Consider the following 19,526-nt stretch of genomic DNA (forward strand, 5'->3'; position numbering starts at 1 on the left):
AATATCGCGGCACGCACCAGACGGAGCACCACCTGTGAGCACGACCACCCGGACCGGACCCAGCCAACGCACCTGGTGGATCGTCGGAACCATCGGGGTGCTGGTGATGAGCGGGATCGCCGTGTGGTTCGGCATCGCCGCGACCAGCGGCAAGGTGCACTGGGTGAACACCGGCTTCGACGTCATCTCCGACGAGCAGGTGGACATCCGCTTCGACCTGCGGCGCGACCCCGACCGGGCCGTGCTGTGCGACCTGCATGCCCTCGACGGACACCACGCGCGGGTCGGGACGGGCCAGGTCACCGTGCCGCCCGCCGCTGAGTCGCCCAGCCGGCACATCGAGCCGCTGCGCACCGTGGCACGCGCGGTGACCGGCTATGTCGACACCTGCTCCTACGTCGACGGCGAGTGACGCGGCGGGCCACGGCGGGGGCTGACCGCTCGCACACCTGTGACCCGATCGTGACCTTTATATGTGGCCACCAGCCGTTTCCTTGTTAGACTTGGGGTTCGCGAAGGTCCGGGCCGGACGTCACTGGGAAATTCTCCCAGGCAGTTCACATTGCCCGGACCTCACTGTTTGATCGTGACAGGGGCCCGTACTGCGTGACCCAGCCCTGGCGCGTGACCCGAGGAGTGACTGAAGTGACCGACACGACCACGAAGCAGACGGCGACCTACCTGACGCCGGAGGCTCACGCCCGCCTGCAGGCGGAGCTGGCTCACCTCAAGGGTGAGGGCCGCTCCGAGATCTCTCAGCGCATCGAGGAGGCCCGCGAGGAGGGTGACCTCAAGGAGAACGGCGGCTACCACGCGGCCAAGGAGGAGCAGGGCAAGATGGAAGCCCGCATCCGCCAGCTCGAGCAGCTGCTCCAGAACGTCGACATCGGCGAGGCCCCGGCAGACGACGGCGTCGTCGAGCCCGGCATGATCGTCACCGTCGAGATGTTCGGTGAGGAGGAGAAGTTCCTGCTGGGCAGCCGCGAGATCATCGGCGACGACGAGTCGCTGACCGTCTACAGCGAGAAGTCCCCGATGGGCGCCGCGATCCTCGGTCACGAGCCGGGCGACACCGTGACCTTCACCGCGCCCAACGGCAAGGACATCGACGTCAAGGTCATCTCCGCGACGCCCTACTCCGGCTGAGCCGGCCCAGGCAGCGCCAGCTCAGGCTGGCACGACTCGGCCCGAGCCACGACGGACCTCGGCCGAGCTCCGCACCACCCAGATACCGCCTCGTGCACGCACGCCGACTCAGTCGGCCAGCACGGGGCGGTATCCGTGTTCGGTGAGGCAGTCCACGACCCGCCTGGAGTGCTCCTGCCCGTCGGTCTCCACCGTGACGCCGATCTGCACCTCGTGCACGTGCAGGGAGGCGGTGGTGCGGCCGTGCTGCACCTCCAGGACGTTGGCCCGCTCCTGCGCCAGGAGCGCCAGCAGCCCCGAGAGTGACCCGGGACGGTCCGGCACGGTGACGCGGAACTGCAGGTAGCGACCGGCGATGCCGAGACCGGTGCGGATGATCCGCAGCATCAGGAGGGTGTCGATGTTGCCGCCGGAGAGCACTGCCACGACCGGCTTGTCCGGGTCAAAAACCGGCTCCCCGCCGGCCGCCGTGGAGCGGTCCATCAGGTGGGCCACTGCTGCGGCCCCGGCCGGCTCGACCACCAGCTTGGCCCGCTCCAGCAGGAAGAGCATGGCCCGGGCGATCGCGTCCTCCCCCACCGTCTCGACGCCGTCCACGAGATCGCGCACGAGCTCGAACGGGACGTCTCCCGGGCGACCCACGGCGATGCCGTCAGCCATCGTGGTCATCGAGGCCACCGGCACCGGGTGGCCCGCGGCCAGCGACTCCGGCCAGGCCGCGGCCTCCTCCGCCTGCACGCCGATGACCCGGACGTCCGGGCGCACTGCCTTGACCGCTGTGGCGATGCCGGCCAGCAGTCCCCCACCGCCCAGGCAGACCAGGATGGTGCCGACGTCCGGCACCTCCTCGAGGATCTCCAGCCCGCAGGTGCCCTGCCCGGCCACGATCGCGGGGTGGTCGAACGGCGGGATGAACACCGCGCCGGTCTCCTGCTCGACCGCGCGCGCCCGCTCGATGCAGTCGTCGATCGTGGTCCCAACCTGCTCGACCGTCGCGCCATACCCGCGGGTCGCCCGCAGTTTGGGCATCGAGGCGCCGTTGGGCATGAAGACCGTCGCCTCGATGCCCAGCAGCTGGGCCGCGAGCGCGACGCCCTGTGCGTGGTTGCCTGCGCTGGCGGCCACGACGCCACGCGACCGCTCCTCCTCGGTGAGGCTGGCCATGCGGTTGTAGGCTCCCCGGATCTTGAACGACCCGGCGCGCCCCATGTTCTCGCACTTCAGGTGCACGGGGACGCCGGCCAGGGAGCTCAGGGCCCGGCTGAACTCCATCGGCGTGGGGTCCATGACGCCGGCCAGGAGATCGCGGGCGGCGTCGATGTCGGCGGGTGTCACACGTGGCGTCGCTGTCACGAGCCTCACCCTAGTGCGAGGCTCGACACGCACTGCGCGCGGTGTGACGTCGTCAACGTCACACCGCGCGCATCAGGTCGCCGGACGGGGCGGGCGTGGACCTCGGGTCAGGCAGCGTCCTCCGCGGCGGCGCCGGGGACCCGCTCGGACATGCGCAGGTCCTCCTTGCCCAGGGGACCTGTCATCGGCTTGTCGATGAGGTAGCGGACATAGGCGTAGTTGGTGAAGAACCCGGGCAGGTACTCCCCCAGCGCGACATACTCCAGCACCTCCCGCGCGTGGGCCAGCGGCTCGAAGGCCTCCTGCCCGAGCTCGGAGACCAGACGTCCGGTCTCCTCCTCGATCAGGTCACCGACCATCTGGCGGGTGATCTGACGCCCGTCGTCCAGGGTGGTGCGGTTGCGGATCCACTGCCAGAGCTGGGCCCGGGAGATCTCGACCGTCGCCGCGTCCTCCATCAGGTTGTCGATCGCCACCGCACCGGTGCCTCCGGTCCAGGCGGCCAGATAACGCAGCGGCACCGTGATGTTGGTGCGCAGCCCACTCTCGGTGACGATCGCCTCGGTGCCGATGGTGAGCAGGTCGCCCGCGGTGACCTCGACATCGTCGCGCCGGTGGTCCCGCTGGTCCGGTCGCAGCCCGAGCGCCTCGTCGAAGACGTCGGTGCAGGTCGGCACCAGAGCGGGGTGGGCGACCCACGAGCCGTCGAATCCGTCGGCGGCCTCGCGCTCCTTGTCCGCCCGGATCTTCTCCAGCGCCGCCGCGGTGGCCGCCTCGTCGGTGCGGTCCGGCACGAAGGCGGCCATCCCGCCGATCGCGTGGGCTCCCCGCTTGTGGCAGGTCCGCACCAGCAGCTCGGTGTAGGCCCGCATGAACGGGCTGGTCATGGTGACCGCCGACCGGTCCGGGAGCACGAAGTCCGGGCCCCGGGTCGCGAAGGTGCGGATGTAGCTGAAGATGTAGTCCCAGCGCCCCGCGTTCAGACCCGAGGAGTGGTCACGCAGCTCATAGAGGATCTCCTCCATCTCGAAGGCGGCCGACACCGTCTCGATGAGGACGGTGGCCCGGATGGTGCCCTGCGGGATGCCCAACAGCTCCTGGGCCATCACGAAGACGTCGTTCCAGAGGCGCGCCTCCAGGTGCGACTCCAGCTTGGGCAGGTAGAAGTACGGGCCGGCGCCGCGGGCCAGGAGCTCCCGGGCGTTGTGGAAGAAGTACAGCCCGAAGTCGACCAGGGAGGCCGGCAGCGGCCGGCCGTCGACCGAGAGGTGCTTCTCGCACAGGTGCCAGCCACGCGGCCGCAGGACGATGGTCGGGGTCTGCCCCTCCACGGCATACCGTTTGCCGTTGTCGTCCGTGAAGTCGAGCTGACCACGGATGGCGTCGTGGAGGTTGAGCTGGCCGTCGATCACGTTGAACCAGGTGGGGGCGGTCGCGTCCTCCAGGTCGGCCATCCACACGCGAGCACCGGAGTTCAGGGCATTGATGGTCAGCTTGCGGGTGGCCGGACCGGTCATCTCACAACGCCGGTCGCTCAGCCCCGGCGCGGGCTCGGCCACCCGCCAGGAGTTGTGCTCGCGCACCGCGCGGGTCTCCGGGAGGAAGTCGAGGCCGGCGCGGCCGGCCGCGATCTGGTGGGACCGCTCCCGGCGCGCCTGGAGCAGCTCGGCGCGACGGCCGGCGAACGCGCCGTCCAGCTGGCGCACGAAGGCCAGCGCCTCAGGGGTGAGGATCTCGGCGAAGCGGGCATGCTCGGTGCCACGGACCTGAACGGCGCCGTTGGTGCCGCGGGGTGGGGTGGTGCTCATCGTGGGTCTCCTTCGTGTATGCGGTGTGGCCGGGTGGGGATGGCCGCGGCGGTCTAGTGGAACTGCTCTTCCTCGGTGGACCCGGTCAGCGCGAGGGTGCCGCTGGCGGGGTTGATGGCGGTGGAGACCTTGTCGAAGTAGCCGGTGCCGACCTCGGCCTGGTGCTTCACCGCGGTGTAGCCGCGCTCGGCGTCGGCGAACTCGGCCTCCTGCAGCTCGACGTAGGCGCTCATGCCGGTGCGGGCATAGCCGTGGGCCAGGCTGAACATCGAGTGGTTCAGGGCGTGGAAGCCGGCCAGGGTGATGAACTGGAACCGGTAGCCCAGCGCACCCAGCTCGTCCTGGAAGGCGGCGATCTCGCTGTCGGACAGCGCCGACTTCCAGTTGAACGACGGCGAGCAGTTGTAGGCGAGCATCTTGCCCGGGAACTCCTTGTGCAGCTCGGCCGCGAACTCGCGGGCCAGGCCCAGGTCGGGGGTGCCGGTCTCGACCCAGATCAGGTCGGAGTGGGGGGCGTAGGCCTTGGCGCGGGCCAGCACGGGCTCGATGCCGTTGCGGACCCGGTAGAAGCCCTCGCTGGTGCGCTCGCCGGTGATGAACTCCTGGTCGATCGGGTCCACGTCGCTGGTCAGCAGGTCCGCGGCCAGGGCGTCGGTGCGGGCGATGACCAGCGTGGAGACGCCGAGGGTGTCGGCCGCGAGGCGGGCCGCGTTGAGGGTGCGGACGTGCTGCGCGGTCGGGACGAGCACCTTGCCACCGAGGTGACCGCACTTCTTCTCCGAGGCCAACTGGTCCTCCCAGTGCACCCCGGCGGCACCGGCTACGATCATCTGCTTCATCAGCTCGAAGGCGTTCAGCGGGCCACCGAAGCCGGCCTCGGCGTCCGCGACGATCGGCACGAGGTAGTCGGTCTCGTTGGTGTCGTTGGACCAGTCGATCTGGTCGGCACGCAGCAGCGCGTTGTTGATCCGGCGGACCACGGCCGGCACGGAGTTGGCCGGGTAGAGGCTCTGGTCGGGGTAGGTCTGCCCCGAGAGGTTGGCATCCGCAGCGACCTGCCAGCCGGAGAGGTAGATCGCCTCCAGCCCCGCACGGACCTGCTGCACGGCCTGGTTGCCGGTCAGCGCCCCCAGGGCGCGGGTGAAGGTCTTGGACTGCAGCTGCTCCCAGAGCTTCTCGGCACCGCGACGGGCGAGGGTGTTCTCCTCCACGACGCTGCCGCGCAACCGCACCACGTCCTCGGCCGAGTAGGTGCGCTCGATGCCGGACCAGCGCGGGTTGGCGGCCCACTCGGTGCGCAGCGCCTCGGCGGCCGACGTGATCGTCGTGGAGGCGTCGGTGGTGGCGTCCGGGGTGTTCAGCGTGACAGTCATGAGACGTCCCTTCGGGTCGGTGGGCGCTCGCTGTGGTGTCCCTCAGCACGATGCGCCGATCTGGTGCGATGACCCATCATTGGGTCAACTTCCACCCGGTTTGCGACGAATAGTCCAGTCAATTTTCGAGATTCTTGCGCTACTGTGGCGCAATGACAGATCTGGCCACCGCTCCTGACTCGATCACCATCGGTCGCCAGCTCCGGCACATCCGCCGGAGCGCCGGCCGCACCCTCGACGACGTCGCCGCAGCCGCAGGCATCTCGGGCTCGGCGCTCTCCCTGCTGGAGAACGGCAAGCGGGAGGCCAAGGTGTCGACCTTGGCCACCCTCGCCACGGCTCTGGGCACCGACCTGTCGGACCTGTTGCAGGCGCGGCCACCGAGCCGTCGCGCGGCTCTGGAGATCGCCCTCGAGAAGGCCCAGCGCGCGGACTCCTTCGAGGCGCTGGGCGTGCCCGCCGTCAAGATCGGGCCACGCCTGCCCACCGAGGCGCTGGAGGCGCTCGTCGGGATGCACGAGGCGCTGGCATCCGTGCAGGCCGAGCGCGCGGCGACTCCTGAGCAGGCGCGCCGGGCCAACGCCGACCTGCGGGCGCGCATGCGGGCTGCCAACAACTACTTTCCCGAGATCGAGGCCGCCGCAGGCGACCTGCTCAAGGCGATCGACCACCGCGGCGGACCGATCACCCGCACCGCCGTGGACAAGCTCGCCAGTCACCTGGGCTTCAGCCTCGTGCACACCACCGACCTACCGACCTCCACCCGTTCGGTCACCGACCTGGCCAACCGGCGGATCTACCTGCCCCAGCCGGATGCCGGCCAGCACGACTCCCGGTCACTGGCCCTGCAGGCCCTGGGCCACGTGGTCCTCGGCCACGAGGTGCCGGCCGACTACGGCGACTTCCTGTCCCAGCGCGTGGAGATCAACTACTTCTCCGCAGCCCTGCTGATGCCCGAGACGAGCGCCGTGCCGCTGCTCCGTCGGGCCAAGGCCGCCAAGGACATCGCCATCGAGGACCTGCGCGACGCCTATGCGGTCTCCTACGAGACGGCCGCCCACCGGTTCACCAACCTGGCCACCCGACACCTGGACCTGCCGGTGCACTTCATGCGGATCTCGGAGGCCGGGCTGATCTACAAGGCCTACGAGAACGACGGGGTCCGCTTCGCGAGCGACGCCACGGGAGCCATTGAGGGGCAACGGGTGTGCCGGCACTGGACGGCGCGCGTCGTCTTCGAGCAGCCGGACCTCTCCAGCGCCTACCAGCAGTACACCGACACCCGCTCCGGCACCTACTGGTGCACGGCGATGGTGGACCGCACCGCCAACGGCACCTTCTCGGTCAGTGTCGGCGTGCCCTATGCCCAGGTGAAGTGGATGAGGGGGCGGGAGACCACGGAGCGGTCCCGGTCACGCTGCCCCGACCCGTCCTGCTGCGCCCAGCCACCGACTGAGCTGGCGCAGCGCTGGGACGGCAAGGCCTGGCCGAGCGCCCGCGTCCACTCTCACCTGCTCGCCGCGATGCCGCCGGGCGTCTTCCCCGGAGTTGACGACACCGAGGTGCTCCAGTTCCTGGAGCGACAGCGCAGCTGAGGCCCCGCCCGCGAGCAGGTACTCCTCCACGTGGGCTCGGGGTATGGGATCCGACGGCTACGGATCGGTATGTAGTTAGCTGAAGTAAATTCGTGGTCACATTCGTTGACCGTGCTCTGCCGCGCTTCCTAGGGTCTGGATCAGGGGACCAGCCACTGGATGCGGCGGAGGTTCTCGTCGCGCTGGCCTCTCGCGACACCGTGCAGCTCGCCCGGTCCGCCGCATGCCTATGTCCTGTGGTCCAGCAGATTCCACTTCCAACGGAGGTTCGATGATGCATCCCCACCCCACCAGAGGCAGGCCGCTCCTGGCGGCGCTCCTCGCCACGGCCCTCGGCGGCGCCGGACTGTTGGGTCCGCTCGGCGGCGACACCCAGGCAGGTGCCCTGCCGAGCTCGCAGGTCGCCGCCACGGACGACATCGGCCCGGCCGTGGACATCCAGACACCGGAGGAGTTCTTCGGGTTCGCGATGGGCACGGAGGGCAAGCTCGCGGCGTATCCCGACGTGCTGGAGTACTTCCAGCTCATCGCGGACTCCTCGGACCGGGTCGACTACGAGACCATCGGTGAGACCACGATGGGCAACGAGTACGCGACGGTGCTGATCAGCTCGCCGGAGAACCTTGAGCGAATGGACCGTCTCGTCGAGATCAACCAGCAGCTCTCTGACCCGCGCAACACCACCCCGGAGGAGGCCCGGGAGCTCGCCGACGAGGGCGTGCCGTTCTACCACCTGGAGGCCACCATCCATTCCAGCGAGGTGGGCAACGGGCAGGCGATCAACGACATCGTGCACCGGTTGGCCACTGAGGACTCCAACTTCACCGAGAACGTGCTGAGCAACTCGGTGATCGTCCTGGTGCCTTCCCAGAACCCCGACGGCCAGCACCTGGTCGTCGACCACTTCAACGAGACGGCCGGCACCGACCTGGCCCGGACCTTCCCCGACCTCTACCACAAGTACACCGGGCACGACGACAACCGGGACTGGACCATGTTCACCCAGGTGGAGGCGCAGTACCGGTTGGAGCTCATCAAGAAGTACCGCCCCGCGATCGTGCACATCATGCACCAGCAGGGCAACAGCGGGGAGCGCATCTTCGTGCCCCCGCACGGCGGCATCAACAACGACAACGTGCCCACCAACATGACGACCGCCATCAGCGCGCTCGGACAGCACGCCGCGCGTGCGCTGTCCGCAGCGGGCCAGACCGGCGTGGGCACCGGCGACTACCCGATCTTCTGGACCCTTGAGCAGCCGGTCGGGTTCTTCCCGTTCACCGGCACCGGGGTCTTCCTGACCGAGATCGCCAGCGTGGTGGACTACGCCTATCCGCAGGTGTCCGAGGACGGCTCCAACCTGGGGCCGCAGGACCCGCTGATGAGCCTGCTCGAGCCCTACGAGAGCGACACCTGGACGTTGGCTGACATCGTGGCCTACGCCAACACGGCCACCTACGCCGGCATGGACTACGTCGCCTCGCACGGCGAGCAGCTGCTCTACGACAACCTGTTCGCGGTCCCGCACGAGTACCAGACCGAGGGCGTGCCCTCGGGGACCTACGCCTTCGTGGTCGACGCCGAGCAGCGTGACCCCTACGCCACCTTCGAGATGCTGCAGCGCCTGGAGTGGACCCAGGTCGAGATCGAGCGGGCCACCGCCGACTTCGAGGCCGGCGGCCAGACCTACGCCGAGGGGTCCTACGTCATCCGGATGGAACAGGCGCGCGGGAACTGGGCCCACCAGGTCCTGGGCGTGGATGAGTATCCGGAGCTGAAGGACTGCGAGGACTGCCCGGTCCTGCTGCCGTATGCCGAGACGACCACCAGCCTGCCGCTGCAGCTGGGCGTGGATGTCACCGAGGTGATGGAGCCGTTCGAGGCCGAGCTGGAGCCGGTGGAGACGGTCGAGCTGCCCGAGGTGCAGATGCCGGACGCGCCCCGGGGCCAGGACGGCGCCTATGTCGTGGAGCCCTACAGCTACGGCACGGTCCAGATCGTGACCGCGCTGCAGGACAACAACATCCGCACCTACCGTGCGGCCGAGGAGTTCCGCTCCGGACGGACCGTCTACCCCGCCGGCACCTACATCATCCCGGCGACGCCCCAGGCCAGGAATGTCCTGGCGGAGGCTTCGGCCACGGTCGGTATCCAGGTCGACGCTGTCAACAAGGCACCCCGCGAGGAGGGGGTGCAGCTCAAGCCCCAGACTCGGGTCGGCCTCTACCGCGGGGCCAACAACATGCCCGGTGGTTGGGACATGTGGCTGTTCGAGGAGTATGGCGTGAACTTCGACGTCGTCTCGTCACAGGACTTCGAGTACGACTCGCTGACCGAGCTCTACGACACGATCGTCCTCTCCAGCGGAATCTCCACCGAGGACATCGTGGAGGGTCTGGATCCGGACGAGTACGCCGAGGAGTACTCCTGGGCCTACGGGGTCGGTGAGGAGGGCCTGCAGAAGCTGCGCGAGTTCGTCGAGGACGGCGGCACCCTCCTGGCCATCGGTGACTCGGTCCCCACCGCACAGGATCTGCTGGACCTGCCGATCGAGCAGGTCCTGCCGGAGGACCGCGACGAGTTCCTGGCCGGCGGGAGCCTGCTCAACCAAGAGTTCGACGTCACCGACCCGGTTGCCTGGGGCATGCCGGAGTCCTGGCCGGTGTGGTTCTACGACACCGGGGCGTATGCCGTGACGGACGAGAGCGCAGACACGGCCGCGAGTTATCCGGCCGAGGGTGAGCTCCTGGCGAGCGGTTACCTCAAGGGTGAGGAGCACCTGGCGGGAGCGGCCAACGTGGTCTCCTTCGAGGTCGGTGAGGGAACGGTCGTGACCTACGGCAGCGAGATCACCTTCCGGACGCTGCCGCGGTCCACCTTCAACCTGCTGTTCAACGCCATCTACCACGGCCCCTCGGCCGAGGTGGACGGCCAGGAGCTGTCCCGGATGGAGGAGCAGTTCTCCCCCGACGGCACCCTGTTGCAGGACTGAGCCGACACAGCTCGGGTGGGGCGGTGATCAACGGTCACCGCCCCACCCCTGTGCGTGCGTCCGGCTCAGGCGTCGATCTCCAGGTCCCCCAGCGGTTTTGAGCAGCAGAGCAGGAACTTGCCGTCCTCGATCTCGCGGGGGCGGATGCCGCCGGCGTGCCGCATGTCGACCCGACCGGACAAGAGGGTGTTCTTGCAGGTGCCGCACACGCCCTCACCGCACGAGGACGGCATCGTCAGCCCAGCTTCTGCGGCCGCCGTCAGCACCGGCACCGTGCCGGGGCAGTCAATGACCCGACCGCTGCGCCGGAAAGTCACCTGATAGGTCGTCGCGGCAGGCTCGTCGGGAGCATCACGCGGTGGCTCCGGGTCAGGCGGCGCCCCGGCGTCCAGGACGAAGGACTCCTGGTGACACCGCGCCGGGTCTGCGGCAATCAGCTCCAGGTGCTCGCGCACCGCAGCCATGAACCCCGGCGGACCACAGGTGAAGATCTCCCGGTCGAGCAGGTCCGGGGCCGCTGTCAACAGGGCCGGCAGGGTCAGCCGTCCGCGCGCACCGGTCCACGCCTCGTGGGGTGAGTCCTCCTGGCACAGGAAGGTCACCGACGCACCGCCGTGGGCCGCCAGTTCCTCCAGCTCCGCACGGAAGATGATGTCCTCGGGCGTCCGGGCGCAGTGCACGAAGGCCACGTCCGCGGGCCTACCGTCCACTCCGACGCCGTCGCGCAGCGCCCTGGTCATCGACATCAGCGGCGTGACCCCACTCCCGGCGGACAGGAAGAGGTACTTCTCGGCGGGGTGCGTCGCGGTGCTGAACAGGCCGTAGGGGCCGGCCGCCCGCACGGTGTCCCCGACCTGCAGGTGGTCGTGCAACCAGGTGGACACGGGTCCGTCCGGCTGCCGTTTCACCGTGATCGTGGGCCGCTCCGGCTGAGCCGGCGAGGAGGAGAGGGTGTAGCAGCGCTCGACAGGGTGGCCGTCAACCACCAGGGAGAGCGTGAGGTACTGTCCCGGCGCGAAGACCAGGCCAGCACGCCCCCGCAGCTCGAACGCGAAGCTCGTCACGTCGTGGGTGATCGGCGTGATCTCCACGCAGGTGAGCGTGCCGTCGAAGTCGTCGGTCAGCCGTCCGACGACTTCGGGGTCCGCGGCGCGCCGCAACAGCTCGGTCATCGGCCCAGGTGCTCCTGCAGCCGCTCCAGATACCAGGTGACCAGCGCGTCAACCTGATACTCGCTCGGGGAGTACGGTCCCGGCACGTAGGCAGGACTGCTGACCCCGGCCTGGGTCCGGCGCACGAAGACCGCGTCCTGCTCGTTGGTCCTGCGCCACACCTCGGTGAGGTTGTCGAGGTCGTAGTCCTCGCCCTCCACGGCGTCTTGGTGCACGTGCCACGTCGTGCGCACCAGGCTGCGGTCGGCGGCCAGCGGCAGGACGGTGAAGGTGACCACGTGGTCGGAGAGGAAGTGAAACCAGGAGTTCGGTTGCAGGTGCAGCGAGAGCCGTCCCAACTGCGGGGTGTCCAGGTCACCGAGCAGCTTCGTGGAGGCGGCCCGTCCGTCCCGGGTGTAGGACTCACCGGCACCGTCCAGCGGCTCGCGCTGGATGCGGAAGGCCGTGGACTGCCCGCTCAGCTCCTCGATCAGCGCGTGCGGCAGACCACGCTCGCCACACGCGCGGGCCAGGTCGCTCTCCGCCTTCAGATAGCGCGCGTGCGCCGGCATCAGCCGGGCGGGGATGTCCTCCAGCGCATAGCCGTAGGTCGGGAAGAACGTGCAGGTCAGCTCGGGATGGCCCGCCTCGCAGTGATAGCACTCGCGGTTGTTCTCCATCACGATCTTCCAGTTGCCCTCCTCCACCAGGTCGATCTGGGCGGCGACCTTGGTGTGGGCCAGGGTGTGTGGCGCGAGGTAGGGCCCGATGCGCGCGGCCACGTCCTCGAAGTCCTCCGGCGGGGTCGGCGCCAGACAGATGAAGATCAGCCCCTCGACCGTCCGCACAGCGACCTGGCGCAGCCCGAAGCAGCCCTTGTCGAAGTCCGGCGGCTGCTGCCCGGCGTGCAGCAGCCGTCCGTCGGTCGCATAGGTCCACTGGTGATAGCCACACACCAGGTTGCCGACCGATCCGCGCTCCTCGTGCAGGACGCGGGAGCCCCGGTGCCGACACACGTTGTGCAGCGCGCGCACCGCCCCATCGTCATCGCGCAGCACAATCACCGAGTAGCGGCCGAGGTCGATGGTGACGAAGTCCCCGGGCTCGGCGATCTCGGGCTCGGTCGCCACGAAGATCCACTGCGTGGCGAAGACCGCGTCGATGTCCAGGTCGAAGATCTCCGGGCTGGTGTAGAACGGCCCCTCGAGGACATGGCCCGGCTGGCGCCGAGCCACCAGAGCAGCAGGATCCGGTATGCCGACAGCTGGCCCCGTGACCTCCGGCGCCAGTGCGGCGGTGGTCCCCGGAGACGTGAAGGTCTCATCAACGGCAGTCATGGCGGGCTCCTCCTCAGGCGGTGTGACACAGACGCAGCGCGTCATAGATGGCGGCGTGGACGTTGCGGCTCGCGACGGCATCGCCGATGCGGAACAGCTGATAGCGACCTGACGGGTTGGTGCGCAGTGCCTGGGGCCGGCCGCCGAGCAGGGCCTGGTGATCCACCTCGCCCAGGTTGCTGGAGCCACCGACCAGGTCGACATACAGCTCGTCGTTGGGCAGCGTGCCGTGCTCGACCACCACCCGGTCGACGGTCCGCTCAAGCGGCCGATCGGCATACTCGCTGTAGAGCTCTGCCGTCAGGCGCCCCCCGGTGCGCCGCACGGCGCCCAGCCGCAGGGCCAGGTGGACCGTGACGTCATGCTCGGCGAAGGCTCGGAGATAGGCCGGCGAGTTCATGCCGCCCACCAGCGGAGCCAGGGCACGCTCCGGTGTCACGAACTGCACGCGCGCCCCGGTCCGGGCCAGCTTCTCCGCGGCGTCCATCGCGGGCTCCGCCCCGTTGTCGTCATAGACCAGGACGTCACCGTCGGTGTGGATGTGGACGCTGCCGTCCATCACGTCCCAGGTGTCGTCCACCAGGTCCTGTCCCTCGGTCAGGAAGCTGCGGTTGGGCACACCCCCGGTGGCGATGATCACCAGGTCGGGCTGTTCGGCCAGCACCGTGGACGCCTCGGCGAAGGATCCGAAGCGGAACTCGACGCCGGCGTGCTTGGCCTCGGCGAGCCGCCAGTCGACGATGCCGATCAGGTCGCGGCGGCGCGGGGCAGATGAGGCCAGCCGGAGCTGGCCTCCGGCGGCGTCGGCGGCCTCGAGCACGACCACCCGGTGGCCGCGCTCCCCCAGCACGCGGGCCGCCTCAAGCCCTGCGGGCCCGGCACCGACGACGACGGCGTTGCGCCGGGAGCCGGTGCTGCGGCGGATGATGTGCGGCACGTCCTGCTCCCGGCCGGTGGCCGGGTTGTGCAGGCACTTGGCGTCGCCGGACTCATAGATCGCGTCCAGGCAGTAGTTCGCGCCGACGCAGGGGCGGATCCGGTCCTCCTGGCCGGCGGTGAGCTTGGCCACCAGGTAGGGGTCGGCCAGTTGCGCGCGGGTCATACCCACCAGGTCCAGCAACCCGCCGCGGATCGCGTGCCGGGCGGTCGGCACGTCCGCGATGCGCGAGGCGTGCATCACCGGGATGTCCACCGCCTGCCGGATCTCGCCGGCGAAGTCGAGGAAGGGCGCGGCCGGCGTCCCCATCGAGGGGATCACCCGGGCCAGGGTCGCGTCCCGGTCGATGGTCCCCTTGATCACGCTGAGGAAGTCGATGCCGTCGCTGACGTAGTGTCGCAGGGCCTCCAGCGCCTCGCCCTGGGTCAGCCCACCGGGGCAGTCCTCGTCCATGGACATCCGGATGCCGATGATGAAGTCCTGCCCCACCGCCTCCCGCACGGCCCGGATCACCCTGCGGGGGAAGGCCATCCGGTGCTCCAGGGACCCGCCGTAGTCATCGGTTCGCTGGTTGGTCGCCGGCGACAGGAAGGCGTCCATCAGGTGCCCGTAGTGCATCAGCTCGATACCATCCAGCCCCGCCTGCGCGCACCGCGCCGCGGCGTCGGCGAAGTCGCGGACGATCCGGTCCAGATCCCACTCCTCGGCGATCTTCGGGAAGGACCGGTGGGCCGGCTCACGGTGGGCCGAGGGATAGACCAGGGGCAGCCAGTCACCGGCATAGTTGCTGGTCCGGCGGCCCAGGTGGGTGACTTGCGTCATCACCGCTGCGCCCTGCTCGTGCACCTCCTCGGCCAGCTGACGCAGCCAGGGCACCACCTCGTCCCGGTGCAGCTGCAGATTGCCGAACGAGGGCGGGCTGTCCGGCGAGACCACCGCGGACCCGCCGATCATGGTGAGCGCCACCCCGCCCCGGGCCTTCTCGACGTGATAGTTGCGGTACCGGTCCTTCGGGAGGCCGTCCTCGGCATACGCAGGCTCGTGCGAGGTGCTGACGATGCGGTTGCGCAGTGTCAGCGACCTGAGCTGGAAGGGCTCCAGCAACGGATCGAGGTGCTCCACATCGCCAGTGTGACTCCCTTTACTCCTGAAGAGAATCAACAGTTATCACAGTTGACCGTGCAATACTTCTGCATGATTGATCCTCGTCTGCAGGTGCTCCGGGTGGTCGCCGCCCGGGGCACGGTCACCGCGGCAGCACACGACCTGAGCTACACCCCGTCCGCGGTCTCCCACCAGCTGCGCGGCCTGGCCCGGGACCTCGGCGTCACCCTCCTGGAGCCGGACGGCCGCGGCGTCCGACTGACGGCGGCAGCCCGGGTCCTGCTGGAGCGGGCCGATGAGCTCTATGCCCGGTGGGAGGAGATCCACGCCGAGGTCGCGGAGGCGGATCCGGAGGCTGCCGGTGCCGTGCGACTGTGCGGGTTCTCCACCGCAGCCGCTGCCCTCCTGCCGTCGGTCGCGGCCCGAGTGCGGGCCGCACACCCGCGGAGCACGGTGCGGATCATCGAGGCCGACCCAACCGAGTGCTTTGAGCTGTTGCTCGCCGAGCAGGCCGACCTGGCGGTCGTGGTCGCCGTCCCGGGGCTGCCCTCCACCACCGATCCGCGCTTCGAGCAGGAGAGCGTGCTGGACGACCCGCTCGACCTGCTGGTGCCGACCGACCACCCGCTGGCCACCCGGTCCTCCGTGCTGCTGCGGGAGGCGGCCGACGAGTCGTGGATCCTGGACCGCCCCGGCAGCCCGTTCCACCAGCTCACCCAGACTGCCTGTGCCACCGCCGGCTTCTCCCCCTTCGTCGCCCACGAGGCCGCCGAGTGGGAGACGGGGGCAGCCCTGGTCGACGCAGGGCTCGGAGTCGGTCTGGTGCCCCGGCTCGCACGGCTCCCGGGTGGCTACCGGATCACCCGTGTCCCGCTGCGCGGCGACCCGACGCCGGCGCGGCACATCCGCAGCAGCATCCGCCGGGGCAGCCGGCGTCAACCGGCCCTGGCCACCGCCCTCACCGCACTCGCCGAGGCGGCTCGCCGCAGCTCAGCCCCCGGCCGCACCGACTGGCAGATCTAGCACCTGCCCCGCGACGGCCCGGGCCACCTCGGGGTGCTCGCTCGCGAGCAGCCCGGCAGCAAAGAGCAGGTAGGTCGAGTCGACCGCTGGGTGGGCGTCCTCCGGCGGACGCCAGCCACCGCCGTGGTCGGTCAGCACCGCGCGCAGCAGTGCCTCCGCCCCGCCACCGGGCGCGTGGCGCAGCACGCCACCGGAGCCCAGCAGGTGCCGGACATTCTGCAGCGGCCGCGGCGCCTCGCCCGGGTTGCCGGGCCGGGCGTGCCTCCTGGCCGCGGTGATCGCCGCCAACCTGCCCAGCTCGAGGTCCAGACCCTGCTCGTCCGTCCCCGCGGCCGGCAGGGTCGCCGGCTGCTCGTGCACCCGCCGGACCCAGTCGCCGAGCGCAGCCTCGTGGTGCACCGGCAGCGCCTCGGCCACTGCCGCCTCGAGCACCCCTGGGGCACTCCACCGCATGCCGAGGTCCCCCTCGACGGTGCGAGCGTGCCACAGCCGGGCCACCACCTCCTTGCGCAGCGTGGCGTCCTCGCCCTCCGGGGTGATGACGGCGTAGACGTCGGTCGTCGCGCCGCCGATGTCGATGACCATCACGTCCTCCCCGCTCGCCGCGGCGAGGCGCTCGACCCCGGTGAGGACCGCATCGGGGGTCGCAGCGCGCACCAGGGAGCCGAACAGCGGCCCCTTCGACAGACCCTTGCCCCCGATGACGTGCTGCAGGAAGACCTCCCGAATCGCGGCGCGGGCCGAGGCGGGCTCCACCACCCCGATGCGTGGCAGCACGTTGTCTGCCAGGACGTAGGAGCGCCCGGTCGCCTCGAGTTCGCCGACGACCTCCTCGCGGGCGTGCACGTTGCCGGCCACCACGACGGGGGCGCCGACGCGGGAGCGCGCCAGGCGACGCGCGTTGTGCAGCAGCACCTCCGCATTACCCCCGTCGGTGCCACCGACCAGCAGCACGATGTCGGGCCGGTCGGCCCGCAGCGCGGCCACGTCGGCGGTGCGCAGGGCCCCGGTGGCGACGTGCACGACCTTGGCCCCGGCACTCAGGCCGACGCGGTGCCCGGCCTCCGCGGTGACCTGACGCTCATAACCCACGACGGCCAGCCGCAGCCCGCCGCCGGCGCTGGAGCAGAGCAGCACCCGGTCGGTGTCCTCGAGGTCGGGCACGTCGTGGCCGTCCCCGGTGAACTGTGCCACCAGCGCACGGACCCCATCGAGCACGTCCGTGTCCACCGTGGTCGGCGACGCGGCACGGGCCAGCAGGGCCCCGTCGGGGGCGAGCAGGGCCGCCTTGGTGAAGGTCGAGCCGACGTCGACGCAGAGCAGGGTCAGCTGAGCAGTTGCCACACGGACATGATGACAAGCAGGGCGGCTCCCGCCGCCATCAGGACCAGGCCGCTGAGGATCTTCGGCTGGGCGGCGGCGGGGTCAGGCCCTGCGCCCTCCACGCCGAAGCCGACCTCGGTGCCGATGTCCAGGGTGCCGGGAGGTCCCCCGAAACCACCCTTGCTGCCCAGGTCAGCCCGGGCCTGTTCACGCTGCCGACGACCCCACACGAAGACGACGGCCCCGATGACGACCAGGAGCACGGGGAGCCCGAACCGCAGCGCTACGTCCATGGGACGCAAACCTGCCACAACCCCACGTGAGCCGCCAGCGCGACGGCGCGTGTCGGCATACCCCGGTCTGTCCGGCCCGGGAGGTCACCGCCACCAGCCCGGGAGGTCACCGGCACCAGAGGACCACAGGATCCACCGCGACCGATGCCCTCCGGGAGGCTGTGCTCGTTTGCCCCCCCGAGAGGCTGTGCTCGTTCACCTCCGGGAGACTGTGCACGTTGACGCCCGGGAGGCTGTGCTCGTTGCGGCAGGTCGGCGCATACTGGAGTCATGCGTCAGTCCCGCCCCGAGATCCCAGGTCCCCCGCTGCCCGGTCGCTCCGAGGCACTCCCCGACATCCCGGTGACCCACGAGGTGCTGGGCACGCCCCTGCACGGGCCGTGGGGCGAGAGCGCGGAGATCCTCTATGTCGCGATGGGCTGCTTCTGGGGCACCGAGCGGATCTTCTGGAAGCTGCCCGGGGTCCTCACAACAGCCGCCGGCTACATGGGCGGGCTCACGCCCAACCCGACCTATGAGGAGGTCTGCAGCGGGCGCACAGGGCACGCCGAGGCCGTGATCGTCGCCTATGACCGGTCGCAGATCGACCCCGAGACGCTGCTGAAGTCGTTCTGGGAGAACCACGACCCGACCACGCAGGACCGACAGGGCAACGACCGCGGCACGCAGTACCGCTCCGCGATCTACTGGACCACCCAGGAGCAGGAGGCGGCCGCGCTGGCGACGCACGACGCCTTCCAGCAGGTGCTCACCGACAACGGCTACGGCGAGATCTCGACCGAGTTGGCGCCGGCATCGGAGGTGGGTGCGTTCTACTACGCCGAGCGTGTCCACCAGCAGTATCTGCACAAGAACCCGATGGGCTACTGCAACCACGGACCGAACGGCATGACCTGCCCGGTCGGTGTGCTGCGCCAGGACCAGCTGCCCAGCCAGGAGTCGGTGCTGCGCCAGGAGTGAGTCACGACGGAAGCGGTCGCGCTCTGCTATCACACGATATCGCTCGGCCGCCTCGCGCAGTGTCCTTCCTCAGGAGTCTCCCGCTCCCACCGTCCACCAGTCCTCGCCCGGTCTCAGCGGATGCGACAGTCGGGCTGACCGAAACTGGTCATCGTCACACGAGAACCAATCCACCAGGGTGATCCCGCACGAGGCCGCCATCTGCCGCAACCGGGCGAAGCGCTCCGTGGACTCCTTGCTTGGCGCACCGAGCTGGACCGGCTCGTCGAGATAGGCGACGGCAGCCTCCGCGCCGTGGCCCAGATGGATCAGGCACGCGAGGAAGGCGGGGTCGATCGGCTCGACCCGGTCCGTGATGGCCATTCTGCGCATCGTGCCGTCGGCGTCGGCGAAGAAGACGAGCAGTTTGCGCGGACCGAACGCCCGCTGGTCCAGCACCAAGGACCAGGCGTCATCGCGCAGGTTGCCAACCTCCGATGATTCCGGGTCGGTCACGGTGTAGCCGTCTACGACAATTTCTCGCTCCGTCTGCTGCATGGCCAGCACGGTAGAGGGAAGCTCGCCTGACGCGCTGAAGATATCCACAGGCGATCGGTCCGGCGCGCTGACTACTGTCGTTGTCATGGCTGACACCGACTGGGCGCAGAGCACCAGCCGGGTCATCTTCATGTGCGGACCGGCGGGGTCTGGCAAGTCCACCATCGCCCGCCGTCTCGAGCGTGACGGCATGGTGCGTCTGTCGATCGACCAGTTGGCGTGGGACCGCGGGTTCCGCAGGATGCCGCTGCCCGAGGAGGTGCACCGGTCCATCGAGGCCACCCTGCGCGCGCACCTCGTTGCCCATGTCGCCAGGGGCACGGATGTGGTCCTGGACCTCTCCTTCTGGTCGCTCGCGATGCGTGAGGACTACCGGGCGCTGTTGCGCCCTCTCGGCATCGAACCCGAGACCCTGCATCTGGCCACCAACCGGGAGACCTGCCTGAGCCGGGTGCGTGCACGGGCGGCGGACCACGAGGACGACTTCCAACTGTCCGAGGACCTCGCAGCCCTCTACTTCGACCACTTCGAGGTCCCGACCTCCGCAGAGGGGCCACTCACCGTGCTCGGCCGCGACGACTGAACCGAGCCGCC

The 19,526-nt window shown here is 69.8% G+C and carries 16 protein-coding genes; 7 read left to right on the forward strand and 9 right to left on the reverse strand.

What is annotated here, in order from left to right; genetic code table 11:
• The first annotated feature begins 34 nt into the window (after positions 1–34).
• Both DPQ65_RS09895 and greA read left to right on the forward strand, forming a co-directional pair.
• Entirely contained in the window at positions 35–412 is a 378-nt protein-coding gene (locus DPQ65_RS09895) for a DUF4307 domain-containing protein (protein WP_114907182.1), read from the forward strand.
• Positions 413–645: 233 nt separating this feature from the next.
• Positions 646–1,146: a transcription elongation factor GreA gene (gene greA / locus DPQ65_RS09900; protein ID WP_114907183.1), complete on the forward strand. Its 501-nt coding sequence runs from the start codon at positions 646–648 to the stop codon at positions 1,144–1,146.
• Between the two features lie 108 nt (positions 1,147–1,254).
• Here the strand turns inward: greA and ilvA are convergent, their stop codons facing one another.
• The 3 genes from ilvA to aceA all read right to left on the reverse strand — a co-directional run bounded on the left by ilvA (position 1,255) and on the right by aceA (position 5,680).
• On the reverse strand, positions 1,255–2,499 hold the full coding sequence (ilvA, locus tag DPQ65_RS09905; protein ID WP_202863074.1) for a threonine ammonia-lyase: 1,245 nt from the start codon (positions 2,497–2,499) through the stop codon (positions 1,255–1,257).
• A 107-nt stretch (positions 2,500–2,606) separates the two neighbouring features.
• Positions 2,607–4,307 carry a malate synthase A gene (gene aceB / locus DPQ65_RS09910; protein ID WP_114907185.1) on the reverse strand — a complete coding sequence of 567 codons (1,701 nt, stop codon included), beginning with the start codon at positions 4,305–4,307 and terminating at the stop codon, positions 2,607–2,609.
• Between the two features lie 53 nt (positions 4,308–4,360).
• Positions 4,361–5,680 (reverse strand): isocitrate lyase, encoded by a 1,320-nt coding sequence (gene aceA, locus DPQ65_RS09915; RefSeq protein WP_114907186.1) that lies wholly within the window; start codon positions 5,678–5,680, stop codon positions 4,361–4,363.
• 152 nt (positions 5,681–5,832) lie between these two features.
• Here aceA and DPQ65_RS09920 point away from each other — a divergent pair, with 152 nt between their 5' ends.
• The gene (locus DPQ65_RS09920) at positions 5,833–7,275 is read left to right on the forward strand and encodes a helix-turn-helix transcriptional regulator (protein WP_114907187.1); all 1,443 of its coding nucleotides are present in this window, start codon (positions 5,833–5,835) and stop codon (positions 7,273–7,275) included.
• A gap of 271 nt (positions 7,276–7,546) precedes the next feature.
• Positions 7,547–10,267, forward strand: coding sequence for a M14 family zinc carboxypeptidase (locus tag DPQ65_RS09930; RefSeq protein ID WP_162802150.1), 2,721 nt, complete (start codon positions 7,547–7,549; stop codon positions 10,265–10,267).
• 65 nt (positions 10,268–10,332) lie between these two features.
• On the opposite strand, the gene DPQ65_RS09935 is transcribed toward DPQ65_RS09930, so the two are convergent.
• The 3 genes from DPQ65_RS09935 to DPQ65_RS09945 are packed head-to-tail and all read right to left on the reverse strand — an operon-like array spanning position 10,333 to position 14,814.
• Complete coding sequence (locus DPQ65_RS09935; protein WP_114907190.1) at positions 10,333–11,439, reverse strand: FAD-binding oxidoreductase; 1,107 nt, start codon at positions 11,437–11,439, stop codon at positions 10,333–10,335.
• Positions 11,436–12,755 carry an aromatic ring-hydroxylating oxygenase subunit alpha gene (locus tag DPQ65_RS09940; protein ID WP_114907191.1) on the reverse strand — a complete coding sequence of 440 codons (1,320 nt, stop codon included), beginning with the start codon at positions 12,753–12,755 and terminating at the stop codon, positions 11,436–11,438. Before DPQ65_RS09940 ends, DPQ65_RS09935 begins: the two co-directional genes overlap by 4 nt.
• A gap of 13 nt (positions 12,756–12,768) precedes the next feature.
• Entirely contained in the window at positions 12,769–14,814 is a 2,046-nt protein-coding gene (locus tag DPQ65_RS09945) for an NADH:flavin oxidoreductase (protein ID WP_114907192.1), read from the reverse strand.
• Between the two features lie 72 nt (positions 14,815–14,886).
• Between DPQ65_RS09945 and DPQ65_RS09950 the strand changes: the two genes are divergently transcribed.
• Positions 14,887–15,819, forward strand: coding sequence for a LysR family transcriptional regulator (locus DPQ65_RS09950; protein WP_114907193.1), 933 nt, complete (start codon positions 14,887–14,889; stop codon positions 15,817–15,819).
• Here the strand turns inward: DPQ65_RS09950 and DPQ65_RS09955 are convergent.
• A complete protein-coding gene (locus DPQ65_RS09955) occupies positions 15,787–17,163 on the reverse strand; it encodes a glutamate mutase L (protein WP_238146775.1) in 1,377 nt (458 codons plus the stop codon). The genes DPQ65_RS09950 and DPQ65_RS09955 overlap by 33 nt on opposite strands.
• Positions 17,145–17,435: a hypothetical protein gene (locus tag DPQ65_RS09960; RefSeq protein WP_114907194.1), complete on the reverse strand. Its 291-nt coding sequence runs from the start codon at positions 17,433–17,435 to the stop codon at positions 17,145–17,147. Before DPQ65_RS09960 ends, DPQ65_RS09955 begins: the two co-directional genes overlap by 19 nt.
• A 270-nt stretch (positions 17,436–17,705) precedes the next feature.
• Here DPQ65_RS09960 and msrA point away from each other — a divergent pair, with 270 nt between their 5' ends.
• Complete coding sequence (gene msrA / locus DPQ65_RS09965; protein WP_114907195.1) at positions 17,706–18,395, forward strand: peptide-methionine (S)-S-oxide reductase MsrA; 690 nt, start codon at positions 17,706–17,708, stop codon at positions 18,393–18,395.
• A 69-nt stretch (positions 18,396–18,464) separates the two neighbouring features.
• On the opposite strand, the gene DPQ65_RS09970 is transcribed toward msrA, so the two are convergent.
• Entirely contained in the window at positions 18,465–18,932 is a 468-nt protein-coding gene (locus tag DPQ65_RS09970) for a hypothetical protein (RefSeq protein WP_162802151.1), read from the reverse strand.
• 85 nt (positions 18,933–19,017) lie between these two features.
• Between DPQ65_RS09970 and DPQ65_RS09975 the strand changes: the two genes are divergently transcribed.
• Positions 19,018–19,515 carry a P-loop nucleotide/nucleoside kinase family protein gene (locus DPQ65_RS09975; protein WP_202863075.1) on the forward strand — a complete coding sequence of 166 codons (498 nt, stop codon included), beginning with the start codon at positions 19,018–19,020 and terminating at the stop codon, positions 19,513–19,515.
• Positions 19,516–19,526 lie beyond the last annotated feature (11 nt).

This window comes from Ornithinimicrobium murale (assembly GCF_003352835.1).
In the GTDB taxonomy this organism is placed as follows: Bacteria; Actinomycetota; Actinomycetes; order Actinomycetales; family Dermatophilaceae; genus Ornithinicoccus; species Ornithinicoccus muralis.